Genomic DNA, 23,685 nt, shown 5'->3' on the forward strand with positions numbered 1-23,685 from the left:
CGGAAATGCAGGAAATGGCTGGAGACCGTCCGTGACACGGAGCTGGAAAGTCGGAATCGTCGGAATGGGGTACGTCGGCCTCACGCTGGCCGCGGCCATGGCCCGCAGGGGCGGCTACGAGGTGCACGGCGTCGATGTGCAGCCCGCGGTCGTCGAAAGCCTGTCACGGGGTGAACCGCACATCTTCGAGCCGGGGGTGGGCGAGGCCTTCGAGGAACTCGTCGGTGAGAAGATCTTCGTGGCGTCGGAGCTGCCGGACGGCGCGTTGGACGCGGTCGTCATCTGCGTCTCCACCCCCGTCGACGGCGCGACGCACGAGCCGTACCTCGACAACCTCGTTGCGGCGGCCGAACACGTGGCCGAGCGGTGCCGGCCCGGCACGCTCGTCGTGGTGCGTAGCACGGTCCCGGTGGGGGCCAGCCGCCAGTTCGTCCTCCCGCCGCTGCTGCAGGCCTGGGGGGAAGCGCGTCTCGTGATGGCGCCGGAACGCACGATCCAAGGGCAGGCCCTCCGTGAGCTGGCCGAGTTGCCGCAGGTCATCGGGGGGCTCGACCAGGAGAGCCTCGAACTCGGTGTCGACCTCTTCAGCGGGCTGGCCAGGCAGCTGGTCCCGGTGTCGAGCCTGGAGGCCGCCGAGCTGGTCAAGCTCGCGAACAACTGCCACACGGACGTGATCTACTCGTTCGGCAACGAGATCGCCATGCTGACCGAGCGCCTCGGTCTGGACCCGCTGGAGGTCATCAGGGCGACGAACCTGGACTACCCGCGGCCGGACATCGCGAAGCCCGGGTACGTGGGCGGGGGATGCCTGTCGAAAGACCCGTACCTCATGCTCTCGGGAGCCGAGCGCCACGGGTACACCCCGCAGCTGATCAAAGCTGCGCGCACGCTGAACGAGAACCTGCCGGTTCACGTCGCGCGACGCGTGGTCGACCTCATGCCCGACGGCCGCGGCGGCACGCTGACCGTCCTCGGCTGGGCCTACAAGGGGTGGCCGCCGACGGACGACATGCGCGGCACGCCGATCGCGGCCATGATGCCCGTCTTCGCCGCCGCCGGGATCCGGGTGCTGGGACACGATCCGCGGGTGCGGGGCGAGGTCATCCGTGCCTACGGCGGGGAGCCCGTCGGTCTCGCGGAGGGGTTCCGGGCGGCCGACGGCGTTCTGATCGTCACCGACCATCCCGAATACCGGGGTATGGACGTGGCCGCGGCGATCGCCGGCTCGAGGCTCCGGTTCGTGTTCGACTCGTGGCGGATCCTCGACGCCGACCAGGTGACCGCCTGCGGCGTGCACTACGCGGCACTCGGCTTCAAGGGCCCGGACAGGTCTCCGGCACCGACGGGAGGGGTGTTCGCGTGAGAGCGCTCGTGCTGGGTGGGGCCGGCTTCATCGGGGTGCACCTCACACGGCGGCTACTCGAGGCGGGGCGGTCGGTGACGATCGTCGACGACTTCTCCCGCGGCCGGCAGGACCAGGACCTGGCCCGGCTCGACGTCCCCGTCGTCCACGCGGACCTCACCAACCGCGACGCTTATGACCAGCTTCCGCGCGGCTGGGACGAGGTATACATGCTCGTGGCCGTCCTCGGGGTGCGGAACGTGATCAACGATCCGGCGCGGGTGCTCCACGTGAACACGCTCGCCGTGATGAACATGCTCGACTGGATCGAGCCGGACGCGCGCCTGTTCTTCGCATCGACGAGCGAGACCTACGCAGGCGGGGTCAATGCGGGGATCGTGGGCGTTCCCACGCCCGAGACCGTCCCGCTGATGGTCGAGGACGTCACGGCACCCCGGTTCACCTACGCGATCAGCAAGATGTGGGGCGAGGCGGCGGTCGTACACACGTCGCGGGCCAAGGGGTTCCCCTTCGTGATCGGCCGGTTCCACAACGTCTATGGCCCGCGAGGGGGCACCGACCACGTGATCGGTGAGATGTCGGCGCGGGCGATTCGTCGCGAGAACCCGTTCCGCGTGTGGGGGGCCGACCAGGCCCGCGCATTCTGCTACGTCGACGACGCGACCGACGCCATCGTCCGCCTGATGACCACAGACGATTCGGTCGGGGAGATCGTGCACATCGGCTCCGACACCGAGACGGTCATCGCGGACCTCGCCAAGCTGGTGCTCCGGCTGGCCGACTTCAACCCCGACCTCCAAGTGCTGCCGGCGCCGCCCGGCGCGGTCGCCCGGCGGGTTCCCGATCTGACCAAGCTCCGCGCACTCACGGGTTACGAGCCGCGGGTGCCGTTGGAGGAAGGCGTGCGGCGGACGTTCGCGTGGTACCGCGAGTCGATCTAGGCGAGGGGGCCGACCAATGACTCGAATCGTCGTGATCGGACAGGGCTACGTCGGGCTGCCTCTCGCGGTTCGCGCGGTCGAGGTGGGGTTCGAGGTCGTGGGCTACGACACCGACAAGCGTCGTGTGGATCTGCTCCAACGCGCGAAAACGTTCATCGACGATGTCACCGATGCGCAGCTGGCGACGATGCTGGCCTCCGGCCGGTATCGCCCCACGGCGGACGCCACGGTTCTCGCAGGGTTCGACGTCGCGGTCGTGTCGGTCCCGACGCCGCTGCGAGACGGTGTGCCGGACCTGAGCTACGTCAAGGCCGCCGCCGTCGAGCTCGGCCCGCACTTGCGGACCGGCTGCTGCGTGGTGTTGGAGTCGACGACGTATCCCGGCACCACGGAGGACGTCTTCATCCCGCTGCTGGAGGCGGGGAGTGCGCTGCGAGCTGGGCGCGACTACTGCGTCGGGTACAGCCCGGAGCGGATCGATCCGGGCAACCCGAGATGGACGCTGAAGAACACGCCGAAGATCGTGTCCGGGTTGGATGAGCGGTCGCTCGATGCGGTCGTCGGGTTCTACGAGCAGCTGGTCGACCAGGTCGTGCCGGTCCGGACGATCCGCGAGGCCGAGCTGGCCAAGTTGCTGGAGAACACGTTCCGGCACGTGAACATCGCGCTGGTGAACGAGCTCGCGATGTACTGCCACGGGCTCGGGATCGATATCTGGTCGGTCCTCGATGCCGCGGCGTCCAAGCCGTTCGGGTTCATGAAGTTCACCCCCGGGCCCGGCGTCGGCGGCCACTGCCTCCCGATCGATCCCTCCTACCTGCAGTGGCAGGTGCGGCGCGCGGTGGGGAGCAACTTCCGGTTCATCGACATCGCCAACGACATCAACGATCACATGCCGGACTACGTCGTCACGCGCGTGGCCGAGCACCTGAACCGCAGGTACAAGGCCGTCAACGGCAGCTCGATCCTGCTGGTCGGCCTCGCCTACAAGGCGAACTCGGGCGATGCCCGCCAGTCGCCGGCACTCGAGGTCGCACGCCGGCTGGCGGATCGCGGGGCCCTGCTCACCGCCGTGGATCCGCTGATCGATCCCCAGCAGGTGCCGCCGTTCGTCCGCGTCGTGCCGCTCACGACCGAGCACGTCGAGTGTGCCGACCTCGTGCTCGTGCTCACCGACCACGACGCGCTGGACTGGTCACTGCTCGAACGGTGGTCCGCCCGCATCCTCGACACGCGCAACCGGGTCAGGTCGGCCGAGGCGGAGCGACTGTGACCCTGTGCCCGCCCGCCGGGTGCGGCCGCCGCGGCCCTGTCGACTATCGTCCTCGCACGTGAGCGTGTGGGAGACGATCCTCTACTTCGTGGTGCCCTCGGTGGCGTTGTACCTGGGTATCGCGCTGCTGGTGGTCGCACCGCGGATGGCCCGCAGGCCCCGATACCGGGTGGGGCAGCCGTGGCCCCACGAGCCGATGTGGTGGACCGCCAACCCGCAGGGCGCGCACCTGCCGCCCGTCGACCACTCAGATGATCACACCGCCGACCGCGGCCCCGCCCTCGTGGGTGCGCGCGCCGGCGCCGAGCGAGGAGGTGCCCGTGGCAGCTGGTGAGGCACACCCGGGTAGCACCACCGACCACGGCGGCACCGGCACCGCCGTCGTCCGGCCGGGCAGCGAGGACCTGCCCGTCGGGGCGGTCGTCACGGCGTCGGGCCGGATCTCGCGCGCGGAGGAGTACCAGGAGCCGTCACGGGCCGAGCAGCCGTTCACCCCGGTCCAGATGGCCCGCCTCGACGAGGCGCTCACCCTCGCCAGCCGCGAGACCGGCCTGCTCTTCAGCGTGTACCTCGGTGACCTCGGCCCCGACCCGTCGGCCCGCGTGGCCGCGTTGCACGACCAGCTCGAGGGCTCCGCCGACGCCGTGCTCGTGGCCGTGAGCCCGGAGCAGCGGTTCGTCGAGGTGCTCAGCGGTGCCGAGGCCCGCACCCGCCTGCCCGACCGCGGCGCCAAGCTCGCCGTCATGAGCATGGTGGCCTCCTTCAAGGAGGGCGACCTGCTCGGTGGCCTGCTGAGCGGCCTGCGCATGCTGGCCGACCAGGCCGGCGCCCGCCGCACCCGCTGAGCTCGCCCTCCGAAGGCAGGCCGCCGTTTCCCGACCGCTCACCGTGGGGTTCCCGGCTCATGCGCGGAGCGCGACCGGTGACAGATCAGCCGTAACCTTCGAGCTTCGCCCCGAGTTGGCGGTGGTCGACGCAGTGGCCCACGTCGCATACTGTGCGTCCACGGCCTTCTCAGAGGGCCACGGACTGATGAAGGGCAGGGACCTACATGGGTGACGCGGCAACGGGACACTCAGCCGGCGATGGGCAGCGTCGCGGCCGGCGGGGCACTGCCGGCTCGTCCGTCCTCACGCCACCCACGGGTATGCCGGTCATCCCGAACCTCGAGAGCTCCCTCCCGGTGCAGCGGCGGGAGTCCCTGCCGATCCCCGCCGACCCGCCGCAGCCGCCCGCGCAGCACACCGTCGTCGATCCGTGCACGTGCGGCCACGGTCCCGAGGCGCACGAGCACTACCGGCCCGGTTCCGACTGCGGCGCCTGCGGCCGCAGGGCCTGCGCCGAGTACCGCCCGGCCAACAGCGCCTGGCGCCGCTTCCTGCGCAGCATGGGGTTCACCCACTGACGGTGCAGGTCTTCCCCGGCCTCAGCAGGGTCGACCTGGGCGAGGTCGAGTACGAGGCGGCCGTCGCGGCCATGCACGGCTGGGTTGCGCAGTGCCAGGCAGGCACCGCGGGCGACCGGCTGTTCCTGCTGTCCCACCCACCGGTCGTCACCTACGGCTCGAGGACCTCGCCCGCCGACCTCCCCGCAGCCGCGTCCGGGCTGCCCGTGGTCGAGGTCGACCGCGGCGGGCAGGCCACCTACCACGGCCCCGGCCAGATCGTCGGTTACCTCGTGGCCAACGTGCGCGAGCGCGGCCCTGCCGACGTCGTCCGCTGGATGGAGCAGGGCATCATCGCCGCCCTGGCCGAGCTGGGCGTCCCCGCCGTCCGCAGGCAGACCCCGCCCGGCGGATCCAGCCTCGTCGGCGTGTGGACACCGCGAGCGGGCCTCTCCCAGGCCCGCTCGCACGCCGCGGCGGAGCCGCGGCAAACGGACACAGTCCATCGCAAGATCGCGTCGATCGGCATGCGGATCCGCGGCGGGGTCAGCAGCCACGGCTTCGCCCTGAACGTCGACCCGGACATGACGGCCTTCGACCAGTTCGTCTCCTGCGGCCTGGCCGACCCGATCACGTCCCTGCAGGTGCTGGCCGAGGAGCGAGGCGAGAAGGCCCCGCATGAGGACGAGGTCCGCGACGCCCTCGCGAAGGCGTTGGGCGCCTCCTGAGTTCCGACGAGCGGCGCGTTCGTCGGATGGGTTCCGACGAGCGCGCCGTTCGTCGGAACGTGCGCGGGTGGGGCTAGGACTTGTCGAACTCCCGTGCGCCGAGCGCGCGGACGATGCCGGCCCGGCCTTCGGAGACCAGGCGGCGCAGGGCGGGCGGGTGGGACTCGTCGGCCAGCCACGCGTCGGCGGCCTCGACCGTGGACTTGTCCACCGACCACGACGGGAACAGGCCCACCACGACCTGCTGGGCCCGCTCGCTCGTGCGCCGGGACCACACCTCGGCCACCTCGGCGAAGTAGCGCTCCACGTACCCGCCGAGCAGCCCGCGCTGGACCGGGTGCGAGAAGCCGCTGATGATCGCCTCCTGCACGGCGTTCGGGATGTCGTCGTCGTGCACGGCCCGGGTCCAGGCCCGCTCCTTGGCCGCGGCCGTCGGGATCAGCGCGCGGGCGCGCTCGGCCTGCCGCTGCCCGGTGGAGGTGGGGTCGCGTTCCAGCTCGGCGTCGATCTCCGGCTCACGGGCGTAGCCGTGCGCCACCAGCGCGTGCAGGAGCCGCCAGCGCAGGTCGGTGTCGACGGTCAGCCCGTCCGGCACGTCGACGTCGTCCAGCCAGCCGCGCATCCCGTCGAGCACCGTCGTGTAGAGGACGCTGCCGGTGAGCGCGTTGACCACCGCCAGCTGCGCGTCGGAGCCCGCGGGCGCGGTGTCCAGGCGGAACAGCAGCGCGTCGACCAGCATCGGCCAGCCGCGCTCAGCGGCCCACTGCTCGTCGGCGTAGGACGCCACCGCGGTCTGCGCCTGCATCAGCAGCCGCTGCACCACGCCCACCTCGGACTCGGCGCCGAACCCGCCGGCCACCAGCGCCGCGAAGTCGCGCGCCTTGAGCTCGGCCTCGCGGGTCATCTCCCATGCGGCCGACCAGCACAGCGTGCGGGGCAGCGGCTCGGCGATGTCGCCGATGCGGTCGACGAGCGTGGCGAGGGACCCCGGGTCGAGGCGAAGGGCGCAGTAGGTCAGGTCGTCGTCGTTGACCAGCACGAGCTTGCCCCGGGGCACCCCGACGAGCTCCGGCACCTCGGTGCGCTCGCCCGACACGTCGACCTCGACGCGGTGGGTGCGCACGAGCTTGCCGTCGCGGTCGTCGTAGACGCCCACGGCGAGCCGGTGGGTGCGCAGCTCGCCCGCGCCGGGCCGCGCGCCGCCCTGCACCACGGCGAACCGGGTGAACCGGCCCTCGTCGTCCAGCTCGAACGACGGGCGCAGCAGGTTCAGCCCCGTGGTCTTCAGCCACTGGGTTCCCCAGTCGGACAGGTCGCGGCCCGACGACTCCTCGAGCGCCTTGATCAGATCGTCGAAGGTGGCGTTGCCCCACGCGTGCCGCTGGAAGTAGGTGCGCAGGCCCGCGAGGAACGGCTCCAGCCCGACGTACGCGACGAGCTGCTTGAGCACTGACGCGCCCTTGGCGTACGTGATGCCGTCGAAGTTCACCTCGACGGCCTGCACGTCCGGGATGTCGGCGGCGACGGGGTGCGTGGAGGGCAGCTGGTCCTGCCGGTAGGCCCACGACTTCTCCACGTTCGCGAACGTGGTCCACGCGTTGCGGTACTCGGTGGCCTCGGCCTGGCAGATCACCGACGCCCATGTGGCGAACGACTCGTTCAGCCACAGATCGTCCCACCAGCGCATGGTGACCAGGTCGCCGAACCACATGTGCGCCATCTCGTGCAGCACGGTCTCGGCCCTGCGCTCGTAGAGGAAGCGGGTGACGCGGGAGCGGAAGACGTAGTCCTCGAGGAACGTCACCGCGCCCGCGTTCTCCATGGCGCCCGCGTTGAACTCGGGCACGAACAGCTGGTCGTACTTGCCGAACGGGTACCGCACCCCGAAGTTGCGGTGGTAGAAGTCGAAACCCTGCTTGGTCTCGGTGAACAGCCGCTCGGCGTCCATGTGCTCGGCGAGCGAGGCGCGGCAGTAGATGCCGAGCGGGATCCCGTCGTGTTCGTCGCGCCACTCGCTGTACGGGCCCGCGATCAGTGCCACCAGGTAGGTGCTCATGACCTCGGTGGTGGCGAACCGGTGCACTCCGTCCGCGACGCTCTCGGCGGCCGCGTTGGAGACGACCTTCCAGTCCTGCGGCGCGGTGACCGTGAGCGTGTAGCGCGCCTTGAGGTCGGGCTGGTCGAAGCAGGCGAACATGCGCTTCGCGTCGGCCGTCTCGAACTGGGAGTACAGGTAGACGGCGCCGTCGACCGGGTCGACGAACCGGTGCAGACCCTCACCGGTGTTCATGTACCGGCCGGTGGCCACGACCCGCACTTCGTTGTCGGCGGCGAGCCCGGGCAGCGCGATCCCGTCCTCCTCGCGGTAGCCGGACACGTCGAGCGGCTCGCCGTTCAGCGTGGCCTCGGCGACCCCGGCACCCACGAAGTCGATCCAGCTCTCGGCGCCGGGCTCGGCGCAGCGGAAGCGGACGGTCGTCGTGGTGGCGAACGTCGCGTCGCCCGGCTTTCCAGCGCCGTCGGTGAGGTCGAGCTCGACGGCGTAGTCGACGACCTCCAGCAGCGCGGCCCGGCGCTCGGCGTCGGTGCGGGTCAGGTTGGGAGGGGCCATACGGACTCGGCACTCCTGGGTCGGTGGGACGGCTCGGACTGGCTGCCGATCCAACCACGTGAGCTCGGCGCGCGCCGTCGAGATCGGGCACGTCACGGAATGCCGGGTACACCCATCGGGTTGGTGCCGGGGAACAGCGAGCACCTGACCCGAGGAGTGGCCGTGACGAGTGCCGGTGAGACCGCCCGCGTCGACTTCTGGTTCGACCCGCTCTGCCCGTGGGCGTGGATCACGTCCCGCTGGATGCTCGAGGTGCGCCAGGTCCGCGACATCGAGCTCAAGTGGCACGTCATGAGCCTCTCCGTGCTCAACGAGGGCCGTGACCTGCCCGAGCGCTACCGCGAGGTGATGGACCGCGGATGGGGCCCGGTCCGCGTCGCGATCGCCGCCGCCCGCGCCGAGGGTGACGAGATCCTCGAACCGCTCTACACCGCCCTCGGCACCCGCATCCACAACCAGGGCAACAAGGACTTCGACGTCGTGATCAAGGAGGCGCTCGCCGAGCTGGGCCTGCCCCCCGCCCTCGCCGAGGCCGCCACCAGCACCGAGTACGACGAGGAGCTCAAGGCGAGCCACCACCGCGGCATGGACCCGGTGGGCCTCGACGTCGGCACTCCGACCATCCACGTCGACGGGACGGCCTTCTTCGGCCCTGTGCTCTCCCGCATCCCGCGGGGCGAAGACGCCGGTCGCGTCTTCGACGGCGCCCGCCTGCTCGCGTCCTACCCCCACTTCTTCGAGCTGAAGCGCACCCGCACGGAGGACCCGGCGTTCGACTAGCCGGCCCGAACCGCACCCCGTTTCCGCCCACGCGCCTCGTCGATGGGCGCGTGGGCCGAGAAGGGGGTGCGGGCCGGAGGCGAGGTACGTCAGAGGGACTGCTCGCGCACCTCGATTCGGCGGACGCACCCTGTTCTCGGCCATGCGCGCCGTCCACGGGTCGCGTCGGCCGACTTGCGGTGCGCCACTGGAGCCGGGATGGGGCCCTCGGCGTGAAGCTGGCAGGGCCGGTTAACGCATCAGCAGAGGAGCACGAGATCCACACAGGTCTCGGCTCCCCAACCACGGATCGGAGAGTGCCCCGGCGTGGGAATCCTCGACGGCATCATCGGCAATGCGTCCCGAATCGACCCGGCCGCGGCGGCACGGGAGTATGGCCGGCTCCTGGCTCACGGGGAGCAGGTGCACGCGGCGTACCAGCTCGTGCGGGACGCGTTCCTGTTCACCGACCGCCGGCTCATTCTCGTCGACAAGCAGGGTATGACCGGACGTAAGGTCGAGTACCACACCGTGCCGTACCGGAGCATCACGCACTTCAGCGTGGAGACTGCGGGTACGTTCGATCTGGACGCCGAGCTGAAGATCTGGCTCTCCGGCAGCCCGACGCCCATCGCCAAGCAGTTCGGCAAAGGGGTCGACGTCTACGAGGTGCAGGCACTCCTGAGCGCGTTCGTCACGCGCTGATCCCCGACCCCGACGTCAGCAAAGCCACTTTCACGCCACGAGATGACATGAAAGTGGCTTCGCTGACCTCGAGGGTCGGTAGCGGGTGATCAGGGCGTCGCGGAGGACGCCTGTCTCGAGCTCCTGCCGCCCTCCCTCGCCGAGGTTGCCACCAGCACCGACTACGACGAGGAACTCGGGGCGAGCCACCGGCCTGGCACGGATCCGGTGGGCCTGGATGTGGGCACCCGACCACCTATCAAGGCCCCGGTGCCGCGCCGGCGGCCTCGTCGAGGGTTCTGCGGACGCTCCGGGGAATGCCATGCTGATCAGGCGGAGCTACACGACGCCGTTCCGGGGGGCCAGCATGAGTTTCTTTCGAAAGGCGAGACGGCAGCCGAGCCGTCATACCGAACTCGCCGAGCTCGACCAGATCGCACAGCAGGTATCCGGCCGGCTCAGCTCGGGGGCGCCGGGCACCGCCCTCGATCTGGCCCGGCGCGAACTCGTCCCGTTCGCCCTCGACTGCCTCGCTCGCCACGACGCGACGGTCGCCGCAGCGCCCAACGTCCTCTGGACCTGTGGCGAGGCGGCACTGGGCGGCGAGCAGCTCGACCTCACCGTGCATTTCTGGATGCGGGCGTTGCAGCTGGCCATCGTCCACGACGCGACCGAACAGCCGGCGACGCCCTTCCCGGCCAACGACATGCTGCTGCGCATCTTCGAGGCCGGCAAGAAGCAGAGCGACCGGCTGAAGCCGCTCGCCGACGCGCCAGCGGACCGCAAGATCCAGATGATCTCGGAGCTGACCTGGCCCTACCTCCGATTCGCCACCGAGCTCCACACATCCGCTGCCGATCTGATGGCGTTGCTGCAGCGGATCGACAACACCGGAGTGCGGTTGGTGGCACTCGCGCTCGCCGATGTGACGCTCGACTCGGAGCAGTTCATCCCACCGCACGCCGTCGAGGGCCGGTTGGCGGCGCAGGAGACGCGGTTCCGCCTCGGGGTCCTGCTGTGCGAGGTGGAGCCCCGCAACTACGAGAACGCCGACCTGCACCTCCGCACGGGCCTCACCAGGCTCGTCGAGATGGAGCGGGGGTCCGGCGCGGTCGATGCGGACCGACTGACCCGCGCCTTGAACGCGCTCAAGCACCTGCTGGCCGGCGGCGGGCACTTCAGCCCGCTGCTCACCCTCGAGATGGCGTTCGACGGCCTGCAGCAGTTCGACAACTTCACCCTCGAGATACCGCAGGATCCGATCTTCCAGGCCGGGCTGAAGACCCGGATCACGCTCGACGGGATGGTGACCGGCTTCAGCCAGCGCCTGGGCCTCGTGCTCGACGCGCTCGACAGCAACACCCCCACCCGGCTCGACCAGATCGTCGGCGACCAGCAGTAGGGCGCGGACGGGTCAGTAGCGGGCGATCAGCGCGTCGCGCAGGACGCCCGTCTCCAGCTCCATCTCGCGCACCCGGTGCTTGACCAGGTCACCGATGCTGACCATGCCCACGAGGCGGCCGCCCTCGACGACCGGGAGGTGCCGGTAGCGGCCCGAGGTCATCCGGGCCATCGCGTGGGCGACCGTCTCCTCCGGGCCGGCGGTCTGGACGTAGCGGGTCATCACCTCGCTCACGGGCATCGTGAGCAGGGCGGTGCCGTGCTTGCGCAGGCTCCGGACGATGTCCCGCTCGGACACGATGCCCTTCATGGCGCCGTGCTCGTCGCACACCAGCACGGCCCCGATCTCGAGCCTCCCGAGGCGCTCGACGACTTCTGACACCGTGAGCCACGGCAGCACGGAGTGAACGGTGGATCCCTTGGTGTCGAGGATGTCGGCGATCTTCATCTTCTCCCCTTCGCTGCCGGCTGCGGTGAGTTCGCCCAGCGCCCGCCCGCGCTGCGCGGTGTGACCATCGTGCCCCCGCGGGGCCCGTCCCGCCTCCACGCGAGGGCGTCGTCACCGGAAAGACGCACGGTCCGTCACCGATGCCTGATCCTGTGCGCCGAACGGTAGGTGCGGCCGGGACCTCTCTGATCAAGACGCAATTGCATAGAGCGCGTCACGCAGTTCGCGGCTCTCGTCGGCGCCGCGCCAGACGAGGCGCAGGGCCAGCTCCACCGGGGGGCCCTGCAACGGGAGCGACACGAGGGTGCCGTCGGTGAGCTCGCCTGCCACCGCGAAGTCCGGCAGCAGCGCTACGCCGATGCCCTGCCCCGCCCAGGCCTTCGCGGTGGACACGCTGGCGAGCTCGGTGCGCCGGCCGCCGTCGCCGAGGAGCCGGTCGGCGGCCATGCGGAATGAGCAGCCGGGCGGCGTCACGAGCACGGGCTCGTCGGCCAGGTCCGCGGGCGCGAGCGGCCCGGCCGTCGCGAGCGGGTGCCCGGGCCGCGCGGCGAGGTGCAGCCGGACCGTGCCGATGTCGACGAACTGCAGCGCACCACCCCCGGCGTCGAATCCGAGCTCGCCGAGGGATGTCCCGGCGTCCAGCAGGAGCGCGGCGTCCAGTTCGCCGGTGGCGACGGCCCGCAGGAGCGGCCCGCGCATCATCGACGCCACGTCGAGTCGGAGGTCGGGTCGCCGGTCGGCGAGCCGGGCGATCACGGCGGGGAGCCGGGTGGCGACCAGCGTCTCCAGCGCGCCCACCCGGACGGTCGCGGGGACGCCGGTGACGAGGCGGCGCACGGCGTCGGCGTGTTCCAGCAGCTGCCGCGCGGCGGGCACGAGCCTCCTGCCCGGCCCGGTGAGCGCCATCCCGTCACGCCTGCGCTCGAAGAGCGCGACGCCGAGCGTGCCCTCGAGGGCGCGGACCTGCTCGGAGACGGTGGCGCGGGACAGCCCGGCGCGCTCGGCGCCGGCCGCCACGGTGCCCGTCTCGGCGACGGCCAGGAAGACGCGCAGGTGACGCAGGTCCACGTGCTCAGCCTAGGTCGCGCGCGTTCGGGAACACCGAACGCGCTGTCCGGGCCGCCCGGTTGGTGAGGGCGTCGACCGTCTTCAGAGTCGGCGGCGTGACGACCGTTCCGGCCACCCGGGCCTCCACCCCGCGCCTGCTGGGGATCTCCCTCGCGTACTTCCTCGTTCTCCTCGACACGACGGTCCTGACCGTCGCCCTCCCCGATCTCCGTGTCTCGACGGGCGGGTCGCTCGCCGAACAGCAGTGGGTGGTCGACGCCTACACCGTCACGTTCGCCGCGTTCCTCCTCGGCGGCGGCGCGGCGGCGGACCGCCTCGGTGCCTCGCGCGTCTTCCGCTGGGGCGTCGGGGCGTTCGGCCTGCTGTCGCTGGTCTGCGCGGGCGCGCCCACGGCGGGCGTCCTGATCGGGCTGCGCGCGCTGCTCGGGGTGGCCGGTGCGGCATGCCTGCCGAGCTCGCTCGCGCTGATCACGCAGCTGTACCCGGATCCGGCGCGCCGGGCGAGGGCGCTCGGCGCCTGGGCGGCCACGACGGGCACCGCGCTCGTCGCCGGGCCGCTCACCGGTGGGGTGCTCGTGGACCTGGGCGGCTGGCGGGCCGTCTTCCTCGTGAACGTCCCGCTCGCCGCGCTGAGCCTGGTCCTGACCGGGCGCGTCGGCGGGCTCGACCGCCCGATGTCCGGCCGGGTCGGCTGGCGGCAGCAGCTCGCCGCGTGCCTCGTCCTCGCCTCCGTGACGGAGGGGGTCGTCGCCGCGCAGCCGCTCGCCGTGGTGCCTGCGGTGATCGGGGCTCTGCTGTTCGTCCGCTGGGAGCGGCGCAGCGAGACGCCCACCGTCCCGCCGGCACTCCTGCGCGCGCCGGGGGTGGGCCCCGGCCTGCTGGCAGGTGCGGCGGTCAACCTCGCGCTCGCAGGCGTTCTGTTCACCACCACGTTGCTCCTGCAGGGCGCCCACCACCTCACTCCGCTGCAGGCGGGCCTCGCGTTCCTGCCCCTCACGCTCCCGACCGCGGCCGGGCCGGTGTTCACGGCGCGCGTCGTGGCCGCTCGCGGTCCCGGGCTGCCCGTCCTCACCGGGCTCGTGCTGCTCACGGCGGGCCCGGCCCTGCTCGCGGCCTGGCCGGAGGCGCAGTACCCGGTACTCGCCGCGGGGTTGCTCCTGATCGGCACCGGGGTGTCGTTGACGCTGCCCGCCCTTGTCACGGTCGTGGTGGCGGCCGCCCCGCCGGGCACTGCCGGAAGGGCGAGCGGCCTGCTGAACGCGGTCCGCCAGACGGGCGCGACCGTCGGCGTCGCGGTGATGGGCACCCTCGCCGACGGTCCTGCCTTCCTCTGCGCCGCTCTCACCTCTGGTGTCACCGCACTCCTGTGGGCACTCTCCCGGCGTCGCCGTTAGCCCTTCTGGGCTATCCGTGCTCACTCGACCGGGGGTGTGCCCCGTGCTAAGCATGCTCTCAGCGCTCCTGGCTACCCTTGCGGGCGATGAGCCCCGCATCCGATGACACCCCCGTCCGCGTCGGCGGCCGCTACCGGCTCGACGAGCGCATCGGCGCCGGTGCCATGGGTGCGGTCTGGCGAGGCACCGACGAGCTGCTCAACCGCACGGTGGCGGTGAAGGAGTTGCTCGCGGCCGCCGCGCCACCCACCGCGGCGGGTATCGACGCGCTCGAGGTGTCGCGCCAGCGCATCCTGCGTGAGGGCCGGATCGGCGCGCGGCTGCAGCACCCGCACGTGATCAGCATGTTCGACGTCGTGGTGCACGAGGACCGGCCGTGGCTGGTGATGGAGTACCTGCCGTCGCGGTCGCTGGCCCAGCTGCTCGGCGAGAAGGGCCCCTTGCCGTCGGAGCAGGTCGCCGACATCGGCCGCCAGGTGGCCGACGGCCTGGCCGCCGCACACCTCGCCGGGGTCACCCACCGCGACGTCAAGCCGGGCAACGTGCTGATCGCCGACGACGGCCGGGTCAAGCTCACCGACTTCGGCGTCTCCCGCGCCGTCGACGACGTGCAGCTCACCCGCACCGGCCTGATCGCCGGTACGCCCGCGTTCCTGTCCCCCGAGGTGGCGCGCGGGCTCACCCCGACGGCCGCGTCCGACGTGTTCGCGCTCGGCGCCACGCTCTACGCCGCCGCCGAGGGCACTCCGCCGTTCGGGCTCGACGACAACGCCTACGCCCTGCTGCACAAGGTCGCCACCGAGCAGGTGCGGCCGCCGAAGCAGGAGGGCCCGGTCATCGACGTGATCATGCGGCTGCTGAGCCGGGAGCCCGAGGACCGGCCGTCGGCCGCGCAGGCCCGCGACGCGTTCGCGGCCATCGGTACCGGCGGCGACGCCGGGCTCGCGCCGCTCGCGGCCACGCCGGCGAGCACCGCCGTGATGACGCCGCCCGCCAAGTCCGGGCCGCCCACCCTGTCGGACCTGCCGAGCCCGGCGCCGGGCCGTCCCGGGCCCCGGCGCAACCGGCGGACACCGGTGCTCCTCGGTGTACTGGTCGCCGTGCTGGCCCTCGGCGCCGGTGTCACCGCGGCGATCCTCACCAGCGGCGGGGGCGCCGAGTCCGGGGGCACCCCGGCCGCCCTGCCTGCCACCAGCGCACCCGCCGTCCCCGCACCGACCAGCGACCCGGCGGCGTCCACGCCGCCCCCGGCCACCACCGTGCCGGCCACGACAGCGCCGACCACCGCGCCCACATCGCCGTCGACGCCCCCTTCCGACCCGGTCGCGTTCGTGCAGAGCTACTACGGCCTGCTGCCCGGCGACACCGACTCGGCGTGGCAGCTGCTCGGTTCGGAGGCACAGCGCCAGTCCAACGGGCGAGGCGGCTACGACCGCTTCTGGTCGGAGATGGCGTCGGTGAACCTCCAGAACGTCCGCCGCACCAGCGACAGCACCGTCGAGGGCACGGTCGTGTTCACCCGCCGCGACGGCTCCACATCGAGCGAGCCGTACCGGTTCGTGATGGGCACCGGCTCCGACGGCCAGACGATCATCGAGTCGTTCAGCCGCCTGTAAAGCGCTACCGCAACGCGTCCAGGCGCGGCACGCGGGAGGCGGGCGAGTCGAGGCTCCCGCCGCGCACGTCGCCGAGCTGCTCGCGGGCGAACTCCTCGGTGCGCTCGACGGCCGCGCGCAGGGCGTCGTCCTCCGGCACGAACAGCTGCCGCACCACCTCCCGCGCCTCCGGGTCGTACTCCCACAGCCCGACCACCCGACCGCGGTCCACGATCAGCTGGCACGGCGGGTCGGTGAGCTCGCCCAGCGTGCGCCCGCGGGTGGACGCCGGTTCCGGACGCGCCGCGTCGACGGGATCGAGCAACCGCCCCAGGTCGCGGTGCAGGAGGTGGATGCCGTCGATCCAGCTGACCAGCGCGTACGACGGTTCGTCCGGCGGCTCGAAGGCCGCCAGCTCGCGGGCGGTCTCGGGCAGCGCCAGCAGGTCGCCGACCGGAACCAGACCGAGTGGCGCGACGGCGGCCGCCGCGGCCGCCGCGCCGAACCCGGAGAACCAGCGGAAGTGCTTCAGCGACGCGGGACCGGCCCAGTGGAAGTAGCGGGCGGCCAGCACAGTGCGGGCCGCCTCGCCGCTCGGCGCGTCGACGAGCGGCGACGGGACCCACGGCACGTACCCGAACCGCTGCTCGTCGAGTCGCCCGTTCACCGGTATCCGGCGGATCCGGCCGCGTGCCTGCAGCAGGCCGAGTGCGAGCGGGAGCGTGGAGGTGGTGCCGCGCTTCCTGCCGGCCTCGCCGAGGTTGCGGACGGCCGGGCCGAGCTCGCGCCGCAGGGCCGACGGCTCCAGCGGCCGGCCGGCACCCTCCAGCATGCGCAGCACTGCGTCGCACAGCTCCCCGACCTCGGGCCGGGTGACGCCGAGGTGCTTCACCGCCGCCGCGAGCTCGGCCTCGGCGGTGCCAGCGCCACAGGTGAGCCCGATCGGGAAGTCGGAGGCGGGCAGCACGTACGTGCATCCGCGTGCGGACGGCAGCTCGCAGATCTCCTGGGCGGCGACCGCCTCGTCGACCTCGTCCCGACCGATCCCGGCGCGCGCGAACAGCGTGAGGTACGGCGCGGAGCCGCCCACCGAACGGGCCCACCCCGTGCGGGCCAGCACGTCGGCGGCGGCGAGCCCGGTCAGGTGCCCGTCGAGGCCCTGCCGGTGGTGCCACCACGCCCGCAGCGTCGCTTCGTCGGCCATCCCGGCTCAGGCGGTCTGCTCGGACAGTCCCATCAGGTGTGCGGTCACCCAGCGCACCACCTCGCGGACGAACACCACCCGGTTGTCGGTGCCGTGCACCTCGTGGCCCTCGTCCTCGAACAGCAGGAACCCCGGGCTCGCACCGCGCTCGCGCAGCGCGTCGACCACCTGTCGGGCCTCCTCGACCGGCACGTTCGTGTCGTGCGCGCCGTGCACCACCAGCAGGGGGGCGGCGATGCGGTCGGCGTGGTACAGCGGGGAGAGCTCCTGTAGGAGGGCGGCGTCGGCGTGCGGGTCGCCGTACTTGGTGGTGGCCGCGGCGGCGATCCACGGCTCGGTGTGCGCGTAGAACGTGGCGAAGTCGGAGATGCCGCACACGTCCACGCCGACGGCGAACCGGTCGGGGAACCAGGCCAGCGCCGCGAGGGTGAGGTAGCCGCCGTACGAGCGGCCGGAGACCCCGACCCTGGCCGGGTCGGCGAGACCGGCCGAGACCAGGAAGTCGACGGCCGCGCGAACATCGGTGATGGCGGCGAAGCGGCGCTCGCCGTCGTCGGCCGTGGTGAACGTGCGCCCATAGCCACCGGAGCCGCGCACGTTCGGGGCGAAGACGGCGACGCCCTCGGCCACCAGCGCCTGGAACAGCGGCTGGAACGTGGGCCGCTCCTGCGCCTCGGGACCGCCGTGCAGCCAGAGCAGCGTGGGCAGCGGGCCGAGTGCGCCGCTCGGCCGGAACAGCCAGCCCGACAGGCGCAGCCCGTCCTCGGCGCGGAACTCGTGCAGCGTGGGCTCCACGAGCGTCCTTCCGAGGTCCCTCGAGCCGAACTGCTTGACGGGGCGCAGCAGCGGTGTGGCGACCCCGTGCACGTCGAGCCCGATCCGCGAGAGCCGCGGGGACACCGCGGGTCCCTCGTTCGCGACGAGCAGGGCCGTGCCGTCGAGGGTGAACGCGAGGTTCGTGACGACGTCGCCGGGCACCGGGACGACCGGTTCGAGCAGGCCGGAGCGCAGGTCGAGCAGCTCGACCTCGCTGCGCCCGTCGACGTTCCACGAGAGCGCGGCGCGTACGCCCGCGGGGTCGAGGGCCACCAGGTCGAGGTCGTCGTCGGGACGTTCCGCGATGGGGTAGACGGTGGACACGCCGCTGGAGCCGCGCAGCGTGACGGCGAGCAGCGCGGGACGCTCGCGCCCCGCGTCGGTGTGCACGTACAGCTGCCGGCCGGTGACGCCGAACCGGGCGTCGGCGACGTTCGCGCCACCGGGCAGGAGCTCGGTGCGCCGGCCGCTGCGCAGGTCCACCAGCTCGAGCCTGCGGGCGCCGCGCGGGCCGAGCCGCACGACCGCGCGCCTGCCGTCGCCGCTCACCGCGCAGACCCGGGCCGCCGGGCCGGAGGCGAGCACGGTGGACGTGCCGTCGCGCAGGTCGACGAGGCAGGCCTGACCGTCGCCGGAGCCCTCCACGTAGATCGTGACGCCGAGCTGGCGGCCGGTGGGCGACCAGACGCCGAGGGTGGCGGCCGCCGCGCCGGGTGCGAGGTCACGCACCTGGCTGCCGTCCGGCGAGACCACCTGCACGCCGGTGCGTTCGCCGCCGTGCGGCGCGACCTGGCAGGCGATCCACAGGCCGTCGGGTGACCAGCACATCGTCTCGACATCGCCGCCTGCGGGCAGCGGCCGGTCCGGTTCGACCACCTGCCTGCCGCCGGGCGGAAGGGGCGCGACCCAGGCGCGCGGCCGGCCGTCGCGGTCGGAGATCCAGGCCAGCAGTGCGCCGTCCGGTGACGGGGCCGGATGGGAGTAGCGCACGGGGAAGAGCCCGGGCGCATCCGTGGCGCCGCCGAGTCGCGCGAGCCGTCGCTCGGTGAACCCCGCTTGCTCCATCCTCACAGCCCCCTTTCCTGCAGCCACATCTCCAACAGCGCCACCTGCCACAACGCGTTGGATCCCAGGTTCGTTCTCTTCGTGTTCGGGTCGGCCAGCATGGTGTCCAGCCAGTCCCGGCGCACCAGGCCGCGCGCCTTCGCGACCGGATCCGTGACGGCGTCGCGCACCCGGTCCAGGAACGGCCCTTCGAGGTGCCTGATCGCCGGAACCGGAAAGTACCCCTTCGGTCTGTCGATGACGGCGTCCGGTACCACCCCGCGCGCCGCGTCCTTCAGCACCCCCTTGCCGCCGTGGGCGAGCTTCAGCCCGGGCGGGCAGGCCGCGACCAGCTCCACCAGCTCGTGGTCGAGGAACGGGACCCGCGCCTCGAGCCCCCACGCCATCGTCATGTTGTCGACCCGCTTCACCGGGTCGTCCACCAGCATGACGGTCGAGTCGAGCCGCAGTGCCGCGTCGAGCGTCTCGTCGGCGCCCGGGGCGCCGAAGTGCTCGGAGACGAACGCGCGGCTGGGATCGTGGTCGAGCAGCCACTCGGGTTCGAGGATCTCCGCCAGCTCGGCGTGCGGACGGTCGGTGAACACCGCCGCGTACGCCTCCGGCCCGCGTTCCCGCGGCACGTCCGCGAGCGGCGGGTACCAGTCGTAGCCCGCGAGCACCTCGTCGGCGCCCTGGCCGGACTGCACCACGGTGACCGACTTCGACACGTCCTCGGCGAGCAGGTGGAACGCCACGCAGTCGTGGCTGACCATCGGCTCGGCCATCGCGCCGATCGCGGCGTCGACGGCGGGCAGCATCCGCGCGGGGTCGACGAGGATCTTGTGGTGGTCGGTGGCGAACTCGCGCGCGATCAGGTCGGAGTAGGAGAACTCGTCGCCCGCCTCGCCCGCGGTGCCGTGGAAGCCGACGCTGAACGTCCCGAGCCCGGTCTGGCCCTCCCGCGCCAGCAGCGCGACCACCAACGAGGAGTCCAGGCCTCCGGACAGGAGCACGCCCACCGGGACGTCCGCGACCATGCGCCGCCGCACCGCGAGCCGCAGCGCCGCAAGCAAAGCGTCGCTCCAGTCGCGGGCGCTCATGCCGGCGTGCTCGGGCTTCCGGACGTGCTCGGGGCGCCAGTACACCCGATCGCTGCTGCTCCCGTCCGGCCGGACGGTGCGGACCGTGGCCGGGGGCAGCTTGCGTACGCCTGCGAGGATCGTGCGCGGTGCCGGGACGACCGAGTGGAACGTCATGTAGTGGTGCAGGGCGACCGGGTCGATCGTCGTGTCGACCCCGCCTGCGGCGAGCAGCGCGGGCAGCGACGAGGCGAACCGCAGCCGCCCCGGCGCCTCGCTGACGTAGAGCGGCTTGATGCCCAGCCGGTCGCGCCCGAGCGTCAGCACACCGCTGTCGCGCTCGACGATCCCGAACGCGAACATCCCCAGGAACCGCTCCACGCACGCGGGCCCCCACCGGTGGAACGCCTTGAGCAGCACCTCGGTGTCGGAGGTCGAGAAGAACCGGTAACCCGCGGCCTCGAGCTCGGCGCGCAGCTCGCGGTAGTTGTAGATCAGCCCGTTGAACACCGCGACGAGGCCCAGCTCGGGGTCGACCATAGGCTGCGCGCCGCGCTCGGACAGGTCCAGGATCTTCAGCCGCCGATGCCCGAGAGCGACCGCGCCCGTGGCGTACACGCCCGACCCGTCCGGGCCGCGGCGGTGCATCTCGGCGGTGATCCGCGCGACCGCCGGCACGTCCGGCTCGGCGCCGTCGAACCGGATCTCGCCGGCGATACCGCACATGCCCGTCCTCCGCTCCTCGACAGTCGAGTGGACGACGGCGCGGGGGGTGTGCGCAAGGTGGGGCGTGTTTCAGGTTCGTGTCGGACTCCGTGGTGTGATCAGCGCATGACGGATCCCACGATCGGCGTGACCTTCCGCCCGCAGTCCCCGCCCGAAGCGCTGCGCGAGGTGGCGCTGTCGGCGGAGGCGGCGGGCATCGCGCAGCTGTGGCTGTGGGAGGACTGCTTCTGCGAGGGCGGTCTCAGCACGGCCACCGCCGCGCTGGCCTGGACGGAGCGGCTGCAGGTCGCCGTCGGGCTGCTGCCGGTGCCGCTGCGCAACCCGGCGCTCGCCGCGATGGAGATCGCCACCGTCGCCCGGATGTTCCCCGGCCGGTTCCGCCCCGGGCTCGGCCACGGCGTGCTGGAGTGGATGGAGCAGGTCGGCGCGCGCGTCCCGTCGCCGATGACGTTGCTGCGCGAGTACACCACCGCGGTGCGCGACCTCCTGCACGGCCGCACCGTCGACGTCGACGGGCGCTACGTCCACCTGCGCGACGTCACCCTCGACTGGCCGCCCGCGTCCCCGCCGCCGCTGCTCGTCGGCGGGCGCGGGCCCAAGACGGTGAGCCTCGCGGGCGAGGTGGCCGACGGCGTCATCCTCGACTCGGTGCTCAGCCTCGACCAGGTCCGGGAGGGGGTGGCGAACGCCGCGGCCGCGAGCAAGGCCGCCGGGCGGACCGACGGGCCGTTCGACACGGTCGTCTTCGTCGAGGTCGACACCGCCTCCTCCGACCTGGCGGAACGGATCGACGCGTCGATCGCCACCTTCGCCGAGGTCGGGGCCAGCACGGTGGTGTTCCAGCCCACCGGGGAGGCGCCCGACCCGCTGCCGCTCATCGCGGCCTGCGCGAAGCGGGGCCGGTAGCAGCGGCGCCCGCGTGTACCCGACGGGCGTCGAAGCCCGCGTCGCGAAGTCGCCGATACGCATCCTCGACTGCTCGCGGCACCTCCTGCGGAACCGTGAACCCCCGCTCCGGGTACTCGAGGATCCGCTGCAGGTCGCCCACCATCATGCTGATGACGAGATGTTCGTCCCCGATGGCCGCCACGTAGTCCTGGTAGCCGGTCGGTGCCGAGGCGCACACGACGTCCACCTCCGGCCACAGCTTGCGGATCGTCGCGTGGCTGCGGCGCTGGGCGTAGGGCTTGCAAATCAGCAGAACGCTCGCGGGGTGGTGGCCCGCCGCTTCCAGGACTGCTCGTGACCTGGTGATGTTCGCGCCCGTGTTCGTGGCCGTCGGTTCGACGAGGACCGCCGATCCCGGCACGCCGAGTGCGAGAGCGTGCTCCCGGTAGTGGACCGCCTCCCCACGCGGGAACCGCGCCCGGGTCGTGGCGGAGGTGCTGCCGGTGAAGACGACGACCGGGAACAGCCCGCGAAGGTAGAGGTCCGCCGCGCACGTGGCGACTCCCAGATCATGGCTGCCGAGGCCGATGGCGGCATCGCAGGCACGTATCGGGTGGTCGAGCTGGTGGTAGCGCCAGAGCGTTCCAGCGTCACGTCGCTGTTGCTCTGTGATCCGTTGACGGGGCAAGGAGTGCTGTCCTTCGAGGATCGGTGGGAGCCCACCGGCCACGCACCGGCCCTGGGTGGTGGGCGTGAGGTGCGTCCGCGGGGTCGGCCCTACGCGCTCTTCACCAGTCCGCCGTCGATCAGCTGGTCGGCGCCCGTGATGCTGCCGGCGCGCGGCGAGCAGAGCTGCACGATCAGGTCAGCGACCTCACCGGCCTCGATGAGCCGCCCCGTCAGCATCCCCGACTGTGCGGGCAGGGCTGCCAGCAGCTGGTCGTGCGGTACGCCGAGCTTGGCCGCGAGCTGGCCGCCGTAGGACTCCGGATGCTCCCAGAGTGCCGTCCGCACCGGCCCGGGCGACACCGTGTTGACGCGCACGCCCTGCGGTCCGAACTCCTCGGCCAGCGCCTTGCCGAGAGCGGTCAGCGCGGCCTTCGCGGTCGTGTAGGCGACCGGCCCGCCCGACGGGATCCGCGCACCGCTCGACGAGACGTTGACGACGGCACCGCGCCGGCGGATCAGACTCGGCATCGCCGCCCGGGTCGTCTTCACGGTCGCGAAGAAGTTCAGCCCGAAGATCTGCTGCCACATCTGGTCGTCGACCCCGAGGAAGCCTGCCGTCGCGTCGCCCTCACCGCCGCCGACGTTGTTCACCAGCAGGTCGAGCTCCCCGAGCTCCTGCCGGGCCGCTGCGACCAGCCGCTCCGGCCCGTCCGGATCGGTCAGGTCCACCGGTACGACGTGCGCGCCCGTGCGCTGCAGGTCCGGCGTCTCGGTCCGGGCGGCCGCCACGACGCGGACACCTTCCTCGACCAGCCGCTCGACGGTCGCCAGGCCGATCCCCCGGCTGGCACCGGTGACGAGCGCGGTCTTGTCCTTCAACTGGAGATCCACGCTGGACCCCTCTCTCGAGTTGCGTCGTGACTGACCTCATGAACGTACAAGTTGCATCAACGATGTTGCAACTATGTCTGAATTCGAGACAGTCGAGTAGGCTCCAAGGGTGAGCGACGTCAGCACCCGCCCTCTGCGTGCGGACGCAGAGCGGACCGTGCGGACGATCCTGGAGGCGGCCGAGCGGGTCCTCGCGCGCGATCCGGCGGCCACGATGGAGGAGATCGCCGCCGCCGCAGGGGTCGCGCGCACGACGGTGCACCGCCGGTTCAGCACCCGCGAAGCGCTGATCGCCTCACTCGCGGGCTGGGCCAGCCGGCAGCTCGGAGCCGCCGTCGACGAGGCCCGCCCGGACACCGCGCCGCCCCTGGTTGCGCTGTACCAGGCGACCGCGAACGTGCTCCGGGTGAAGACCTCGTGGGGCTTCGCGATGGACACCGCTCTCGCCAAGGGCGACGAGGTCGAGGAGATCCAGTGCCGGATGCTCGACACGTGCGACCGGCTGTTCCGGCGCCTGCGGGACACCGGGGCACTGCGCGCCGACGTCGACCCGGTCTGGGCCCGCCGGGTGTACTACGCCCTGATCCACGAGGCCTGCCAGGACGTCGTCGCCGAGTCCGACCCCGACATCGACACCCTCGCCACCCAGCTGATCGACACCCTGCTCCGCGGGGTCGGCACCCCGGCCGCCCCACTCTGACCCGACCCGCTGCCACGAC

At 72.3% G+C, this 23,685-nt stretch carries 22 protein-coding genes and 1 pseudogene; 15 read left to right on the top strand and 8 right to left on the bottom strand.

Annotated elements, in window-relative coordinates; genetic code table 11:
- Positions 1-31 precede the first annotated feature (31 nt).
- The 7 genes from FHX44_RS24530 to lipB all read left to right on the top strand — a co-directional run bounded on the left by FHX44_RS24530 (position 32) and on the right by lipB (position 5,689).
- Complete coding sequence (locus tag FHX44_RS24530; RefSeq protein WP_246170562.1) at positions 32-1,363, top strand: nucleotide sugar dehydrogenase; 1,332 nt, start codon at positions 32-34, stop codon at positions 1,361-1,363.
- Positions 1,360-2,304, top strand: coding sequence for an NAD-dependent epimerase/dehydratase family protein (locus tag FHX44_RS24535; RefSeq protein ID WP_147257941.1), 945 nt, complete (start codon positions 1,360-1,362; stop codon positions 2,302-2,304). Before FHX44_RS24530 ends, FHX44_RS24535 begins: the two co-directional genes overlap by 4 nt.
- A gap of 16 nt (positions 2,305-2,320) precedes the next feature.
- Positions 2,321-3,577: a nucleotide sugar dehydrogenase gene (locus FHX44_RS24540; protein ID WP_147257942.1), complete on the top strand. Its 1,257-nt coding sequence runs from the start codon at positions 2,321-2,323 to the stop codon at positions 3,575-3,577.
- Between the two features lie 58 nt (positions 3,578-3,635).
- Positions 3,636-3,911 carry an aa3-type cytochrome oxidase subunit CtaJ gene (gene ctaJ, locus FHX44_RS24545; RefSeq protein ID WP_147257943.1) on the top strand — a complete coding sequence of 92 codons (276 nt, stop codon included), beginning with the start codon at positions 3,636-3,638 and terminating at the stop codon, positions 3,909-3,911.
- Positions 3,898-4,422: a DUF5130 family protein gene (locus tag FHX44_RS24550; RefSeq protein WP_425469151.1), complete on the top strand. Its 525-nt coding sequence runs from the start codon at positions 3,898-3,900 to the stop codon at positions 4,420-4,422. The genes ctaJ and FHX44_RS24550 overlap by 14 nt, the downstream gene beginning before the upstream one ends.
- Positions 4,423-4,724: 302 nt before the next feature.
- Positions 4,725-4,982: a hypothetical protein gene (locus FHX44_RS24555; RefSeq protein ID WP_147257945.1), complete on the top strand. Its 258-nt coding sequence runs from the start codon at positions 4,725-4,727 to the stop codon at positions 4,980-4,982.
- A 2-nt stretch (positions 4,983-4,984) separates the two neighbouring features.
- Positions 4,985-5,689: a lipoyl(octanoyl) transferase LipB gene (gene lipB, locus FHX44_RS24560; RefSeq protein ID WP_246170563.1), complete on the top strand. Its 705-nt coding sequence runs from the start codon at positions 4,985-4,987 to the stop codon at positions 5,687-5,689.
- A 73-nt stretch (positions 5,690-5,762) separates the two neighbouring features.
- Here lipB and pepN read toward each other — a convergent pair whose 3' ends face one another.
- Positions 5,763-8,300: an aminopeptidase N gene (gene pepN / locus FHX44_RS24565; RefSeq protein ID WP_147257946.1), complete on the bottom strand. Its 2,538-nt coding sequence runs from the start codon at positions 8,298-8,300 to the stop codon at positions 5,763-5,765.
- Positions 8,301-8,462: 162 nt separating this feature from the next.
- Between pepN and FHX44_RS24570 the strand changes: the two genes are divergently transcribed.
- The 4 genes and pseudogenes from FHX44_RS24570 to FHX44_RS24585 all read left to right on the top strand — a co-directional run bounded on the left by FHX44_RS24570 (position 8,463) and on the right by FHX44_RS24585 (position 11,145).
- Positions 8,463-9,080, top strand: coding sequence for a mycothiol-dependent nitroreductase Rv2466c family protein (locus FHX44_RS24570; protein ID WP_246170564.1), 618 nt, complete (start codon positions 8,463-8,465; stop codon positions 9,078-9,080).
- A 306-nt stretch (positions 9,081-9,386) separates the two neighbouring features.
- Positions 9,387-9,764 carry a PH domain-containing protein gene (locus FHX44_RS24575; protein ID WP_147257948.1) on the top strand — a complete coding sequence of 126 codons (378 nt, stop codon included), beginning with the start codon at positions 9,387-9,389 and terminating at the stop codon, positions 9,762-9,764.
- A 123-nt stretch (positions 9,765-9,887) separates the two neighbouring features.
- Positions 9,888-9,980, top strand: a pseudogene (locus tag FHX44_RS43415) (disulfide bond formation protein DsbA); the annotation flags it as partial.
- Between the two features lie 130 nt (positions 9,981-10,110).
- A complete protein-coding gene (locus FHX44_RS24585) occupies positions 10,111-11,145 on the top strand; it encodes a hypothetical protein (protein WP_147257949.1) in 1,035 nt (344 codons plus the stop codon).
- Between the two features lie 12 nt (positions 11,146-11,157).
- On the opposite strand, the gene FHX44_RS24590 is transcribed toward FHX44_RS24585, so the two are convergent.
- Both FHX44_RS24590 and FHX44_RS24595 read right to left on the bottom strand, forming a co-directional pair.
- Positions 11,158-11,592, bottom strand: a complete 435-nt coding sequence (locus tag FHX44_RS24590) for a CBS domain-containing protein (RefSeq protein WP_147257950.1) — start codon at positions 11,590-11,592, stop codon at positions 11,158-11,160.
- A gap of 189 nt (positions 11,593-11,781) precedes the next feature.
- A complete protein-coding gene (locus tag FHX44_RS24595; protein WP_147257951.1) occupies positions 11,782-12,660 on the bottom strand; it encodes a LysR family transcriptional regulator in 879 nt (292 codons plus the stop codon).
- A 95-nt stretch (positions 12,661-12,755) separates the two neighbouring features.
- Between FHX44_RS24595 and FHX44_RS24600 the strand changes: the two genes are divergently transcribed.
- Together FHX44_RS24600 and FHX44_RS24605 are read left to right on the top strand one after the other, a co-directional pair.
- On the top strand, positions 12,756-14,054 hold the full coding sequence (locus FHX44_RS24600; RefSeq protein WP_212612628.1) for an MFS transporter: 1,299 nt from the start codon (positions 12,756-12,758) through the stop codon (positions 14,052-14,054).
- An 86-nt stretch (positions 14,055-14,140) separates the two neighbouring features.
- Positions 14,141-15,670, top strand: a complete 1,530-nt coding sequence (locus FHX44_RS24605) for a serine/threonine-protein kinase (protein ID WP_147257952.1) — start codon at positions 14,141-14,143, stop codon at positions 15,668-15,670.
- Positions 15,671-15,674: 4 nt separating this feature from the next.
- Here the strand turns inward: FHX44_RS24605 and FHX44_RS24610 are convergent, their stop codons facing one another.
- Genes FHX44_RS24610 through FHX44_RS24620 form a run of 3 tightly spaced genes read right to left on the bottom strand, consistent with a single transcriptional unit; the run spans position 15,675 to position 20,518 of the window.
- Positions 15,675-16,853: a DNA glycosylase AlkZ-like family protein gene (locus tag FHX44_RS24610; RefSeq protein ID WP_147257953.1), complete on the bottom strand. Its 1,179-nt coding sequence runs from the start codon at positions 16,851-16,853 to the stop codon at positions 15,675-15,677.
- 6 nt (positions 16,854-16,859) lie between these two features.
- Positions 16,860-18,734, bottom strand: a complete 1,875-nt coding sequence (locus FHX44_RS24615; protein ID WP_147261437.1) for a S9 family peptidase — start codon at positions 18,732-18,734, stop codon at positions 16,860-16,862.
- Between the two features lie 2 nt (positions 18,735-18,736).
- Complete coding sequence (locus tag FHX44_RS24620) at positions 18,737-20,518, bottom strand: N-acetylglutaminylglutamine amidotransferase (RefSeq protein WP_147257954.1); 1,782 nt, start codon at positions 20,516-20,518, stop codon at positions 18,737-18,739.
- 105 nt (positions 20,519-20,623) lie between these two features.
- Here FHX44_RS24620 and FHX44_RS24625 point away from each other — a divergent pair, with 105 nt between their 5' ends.
- Positions 20,624-21,424, top strand: coding sequence for an LLM class flavin-dependent oxidoreductase (locus FHX44_RS24625; RefSeq protein WP_147257955.1), 801 nt, complete (start codon positions 20,624-20,626; stop codon positions 21,422-21,424).
- Here FHX44_RS24625 and FHX44_RS24630 read toward each other — a convergent pair.
- Both FHX44_RS24630 and FHX44_RS24635 read right to left on the bottom strand, forming a co-directional pair.
- Positions 21,393-22,094: a YdcF family protein gene (locus FHX44_RS24630; protein ID WP_147257956.1), complete on the bottom strand. Its 702-nt coding sequence runs from the start codon at positions 22,092-22,094 to the stop codon at positions 21,393-21,395. The genes FHX44_RS24625 and FHX44_RS24630 overlap by 32 nt on opposite strands.
- Positions 22,095-22,183: 89 nt before the next feature.
- Complete coding sequence (locus FHX44_RS24635) at positions 22,184-22,966, bottom strand: SDR family NAD(P)-dependent oxidoreductase (protein ID WP_147257957.1); 783 nt, start codon at positions 22,964-22,966, stop codon at positions 22,184-22,186.
- A gap of 109 nt (positions 22,967-23,075) precedes the next feature.
- Between FHX44_RS24635 and FHX44_RS24640 the strand changes: the two genes are divergently transcribed.
- Positions 23,076-23,666, top strand: coding sequence for a TetR/AcrR family transcriptional regulator (locus tag FHX44_RS24640; protein WP_147257958.1), 591 nt, complete (start codon positions 23,076-23,078; stop codon positions 23,664-23,666).
- Positions 23,667-23,685 lie beyond the last annotated feature (19 nt).

Source organism: Pseudonocardia hierapolitana (assembly GCF_007994075.1).
In the GTDB taxonomy this organism is placed as follows: domain Bacteria; phylum Actinomycetota; class Actinomycetes; order Mycobacteriales; family Pseudonocardiaceae; genus Pseudonocardia; species Pseudonocardia hierapolitana.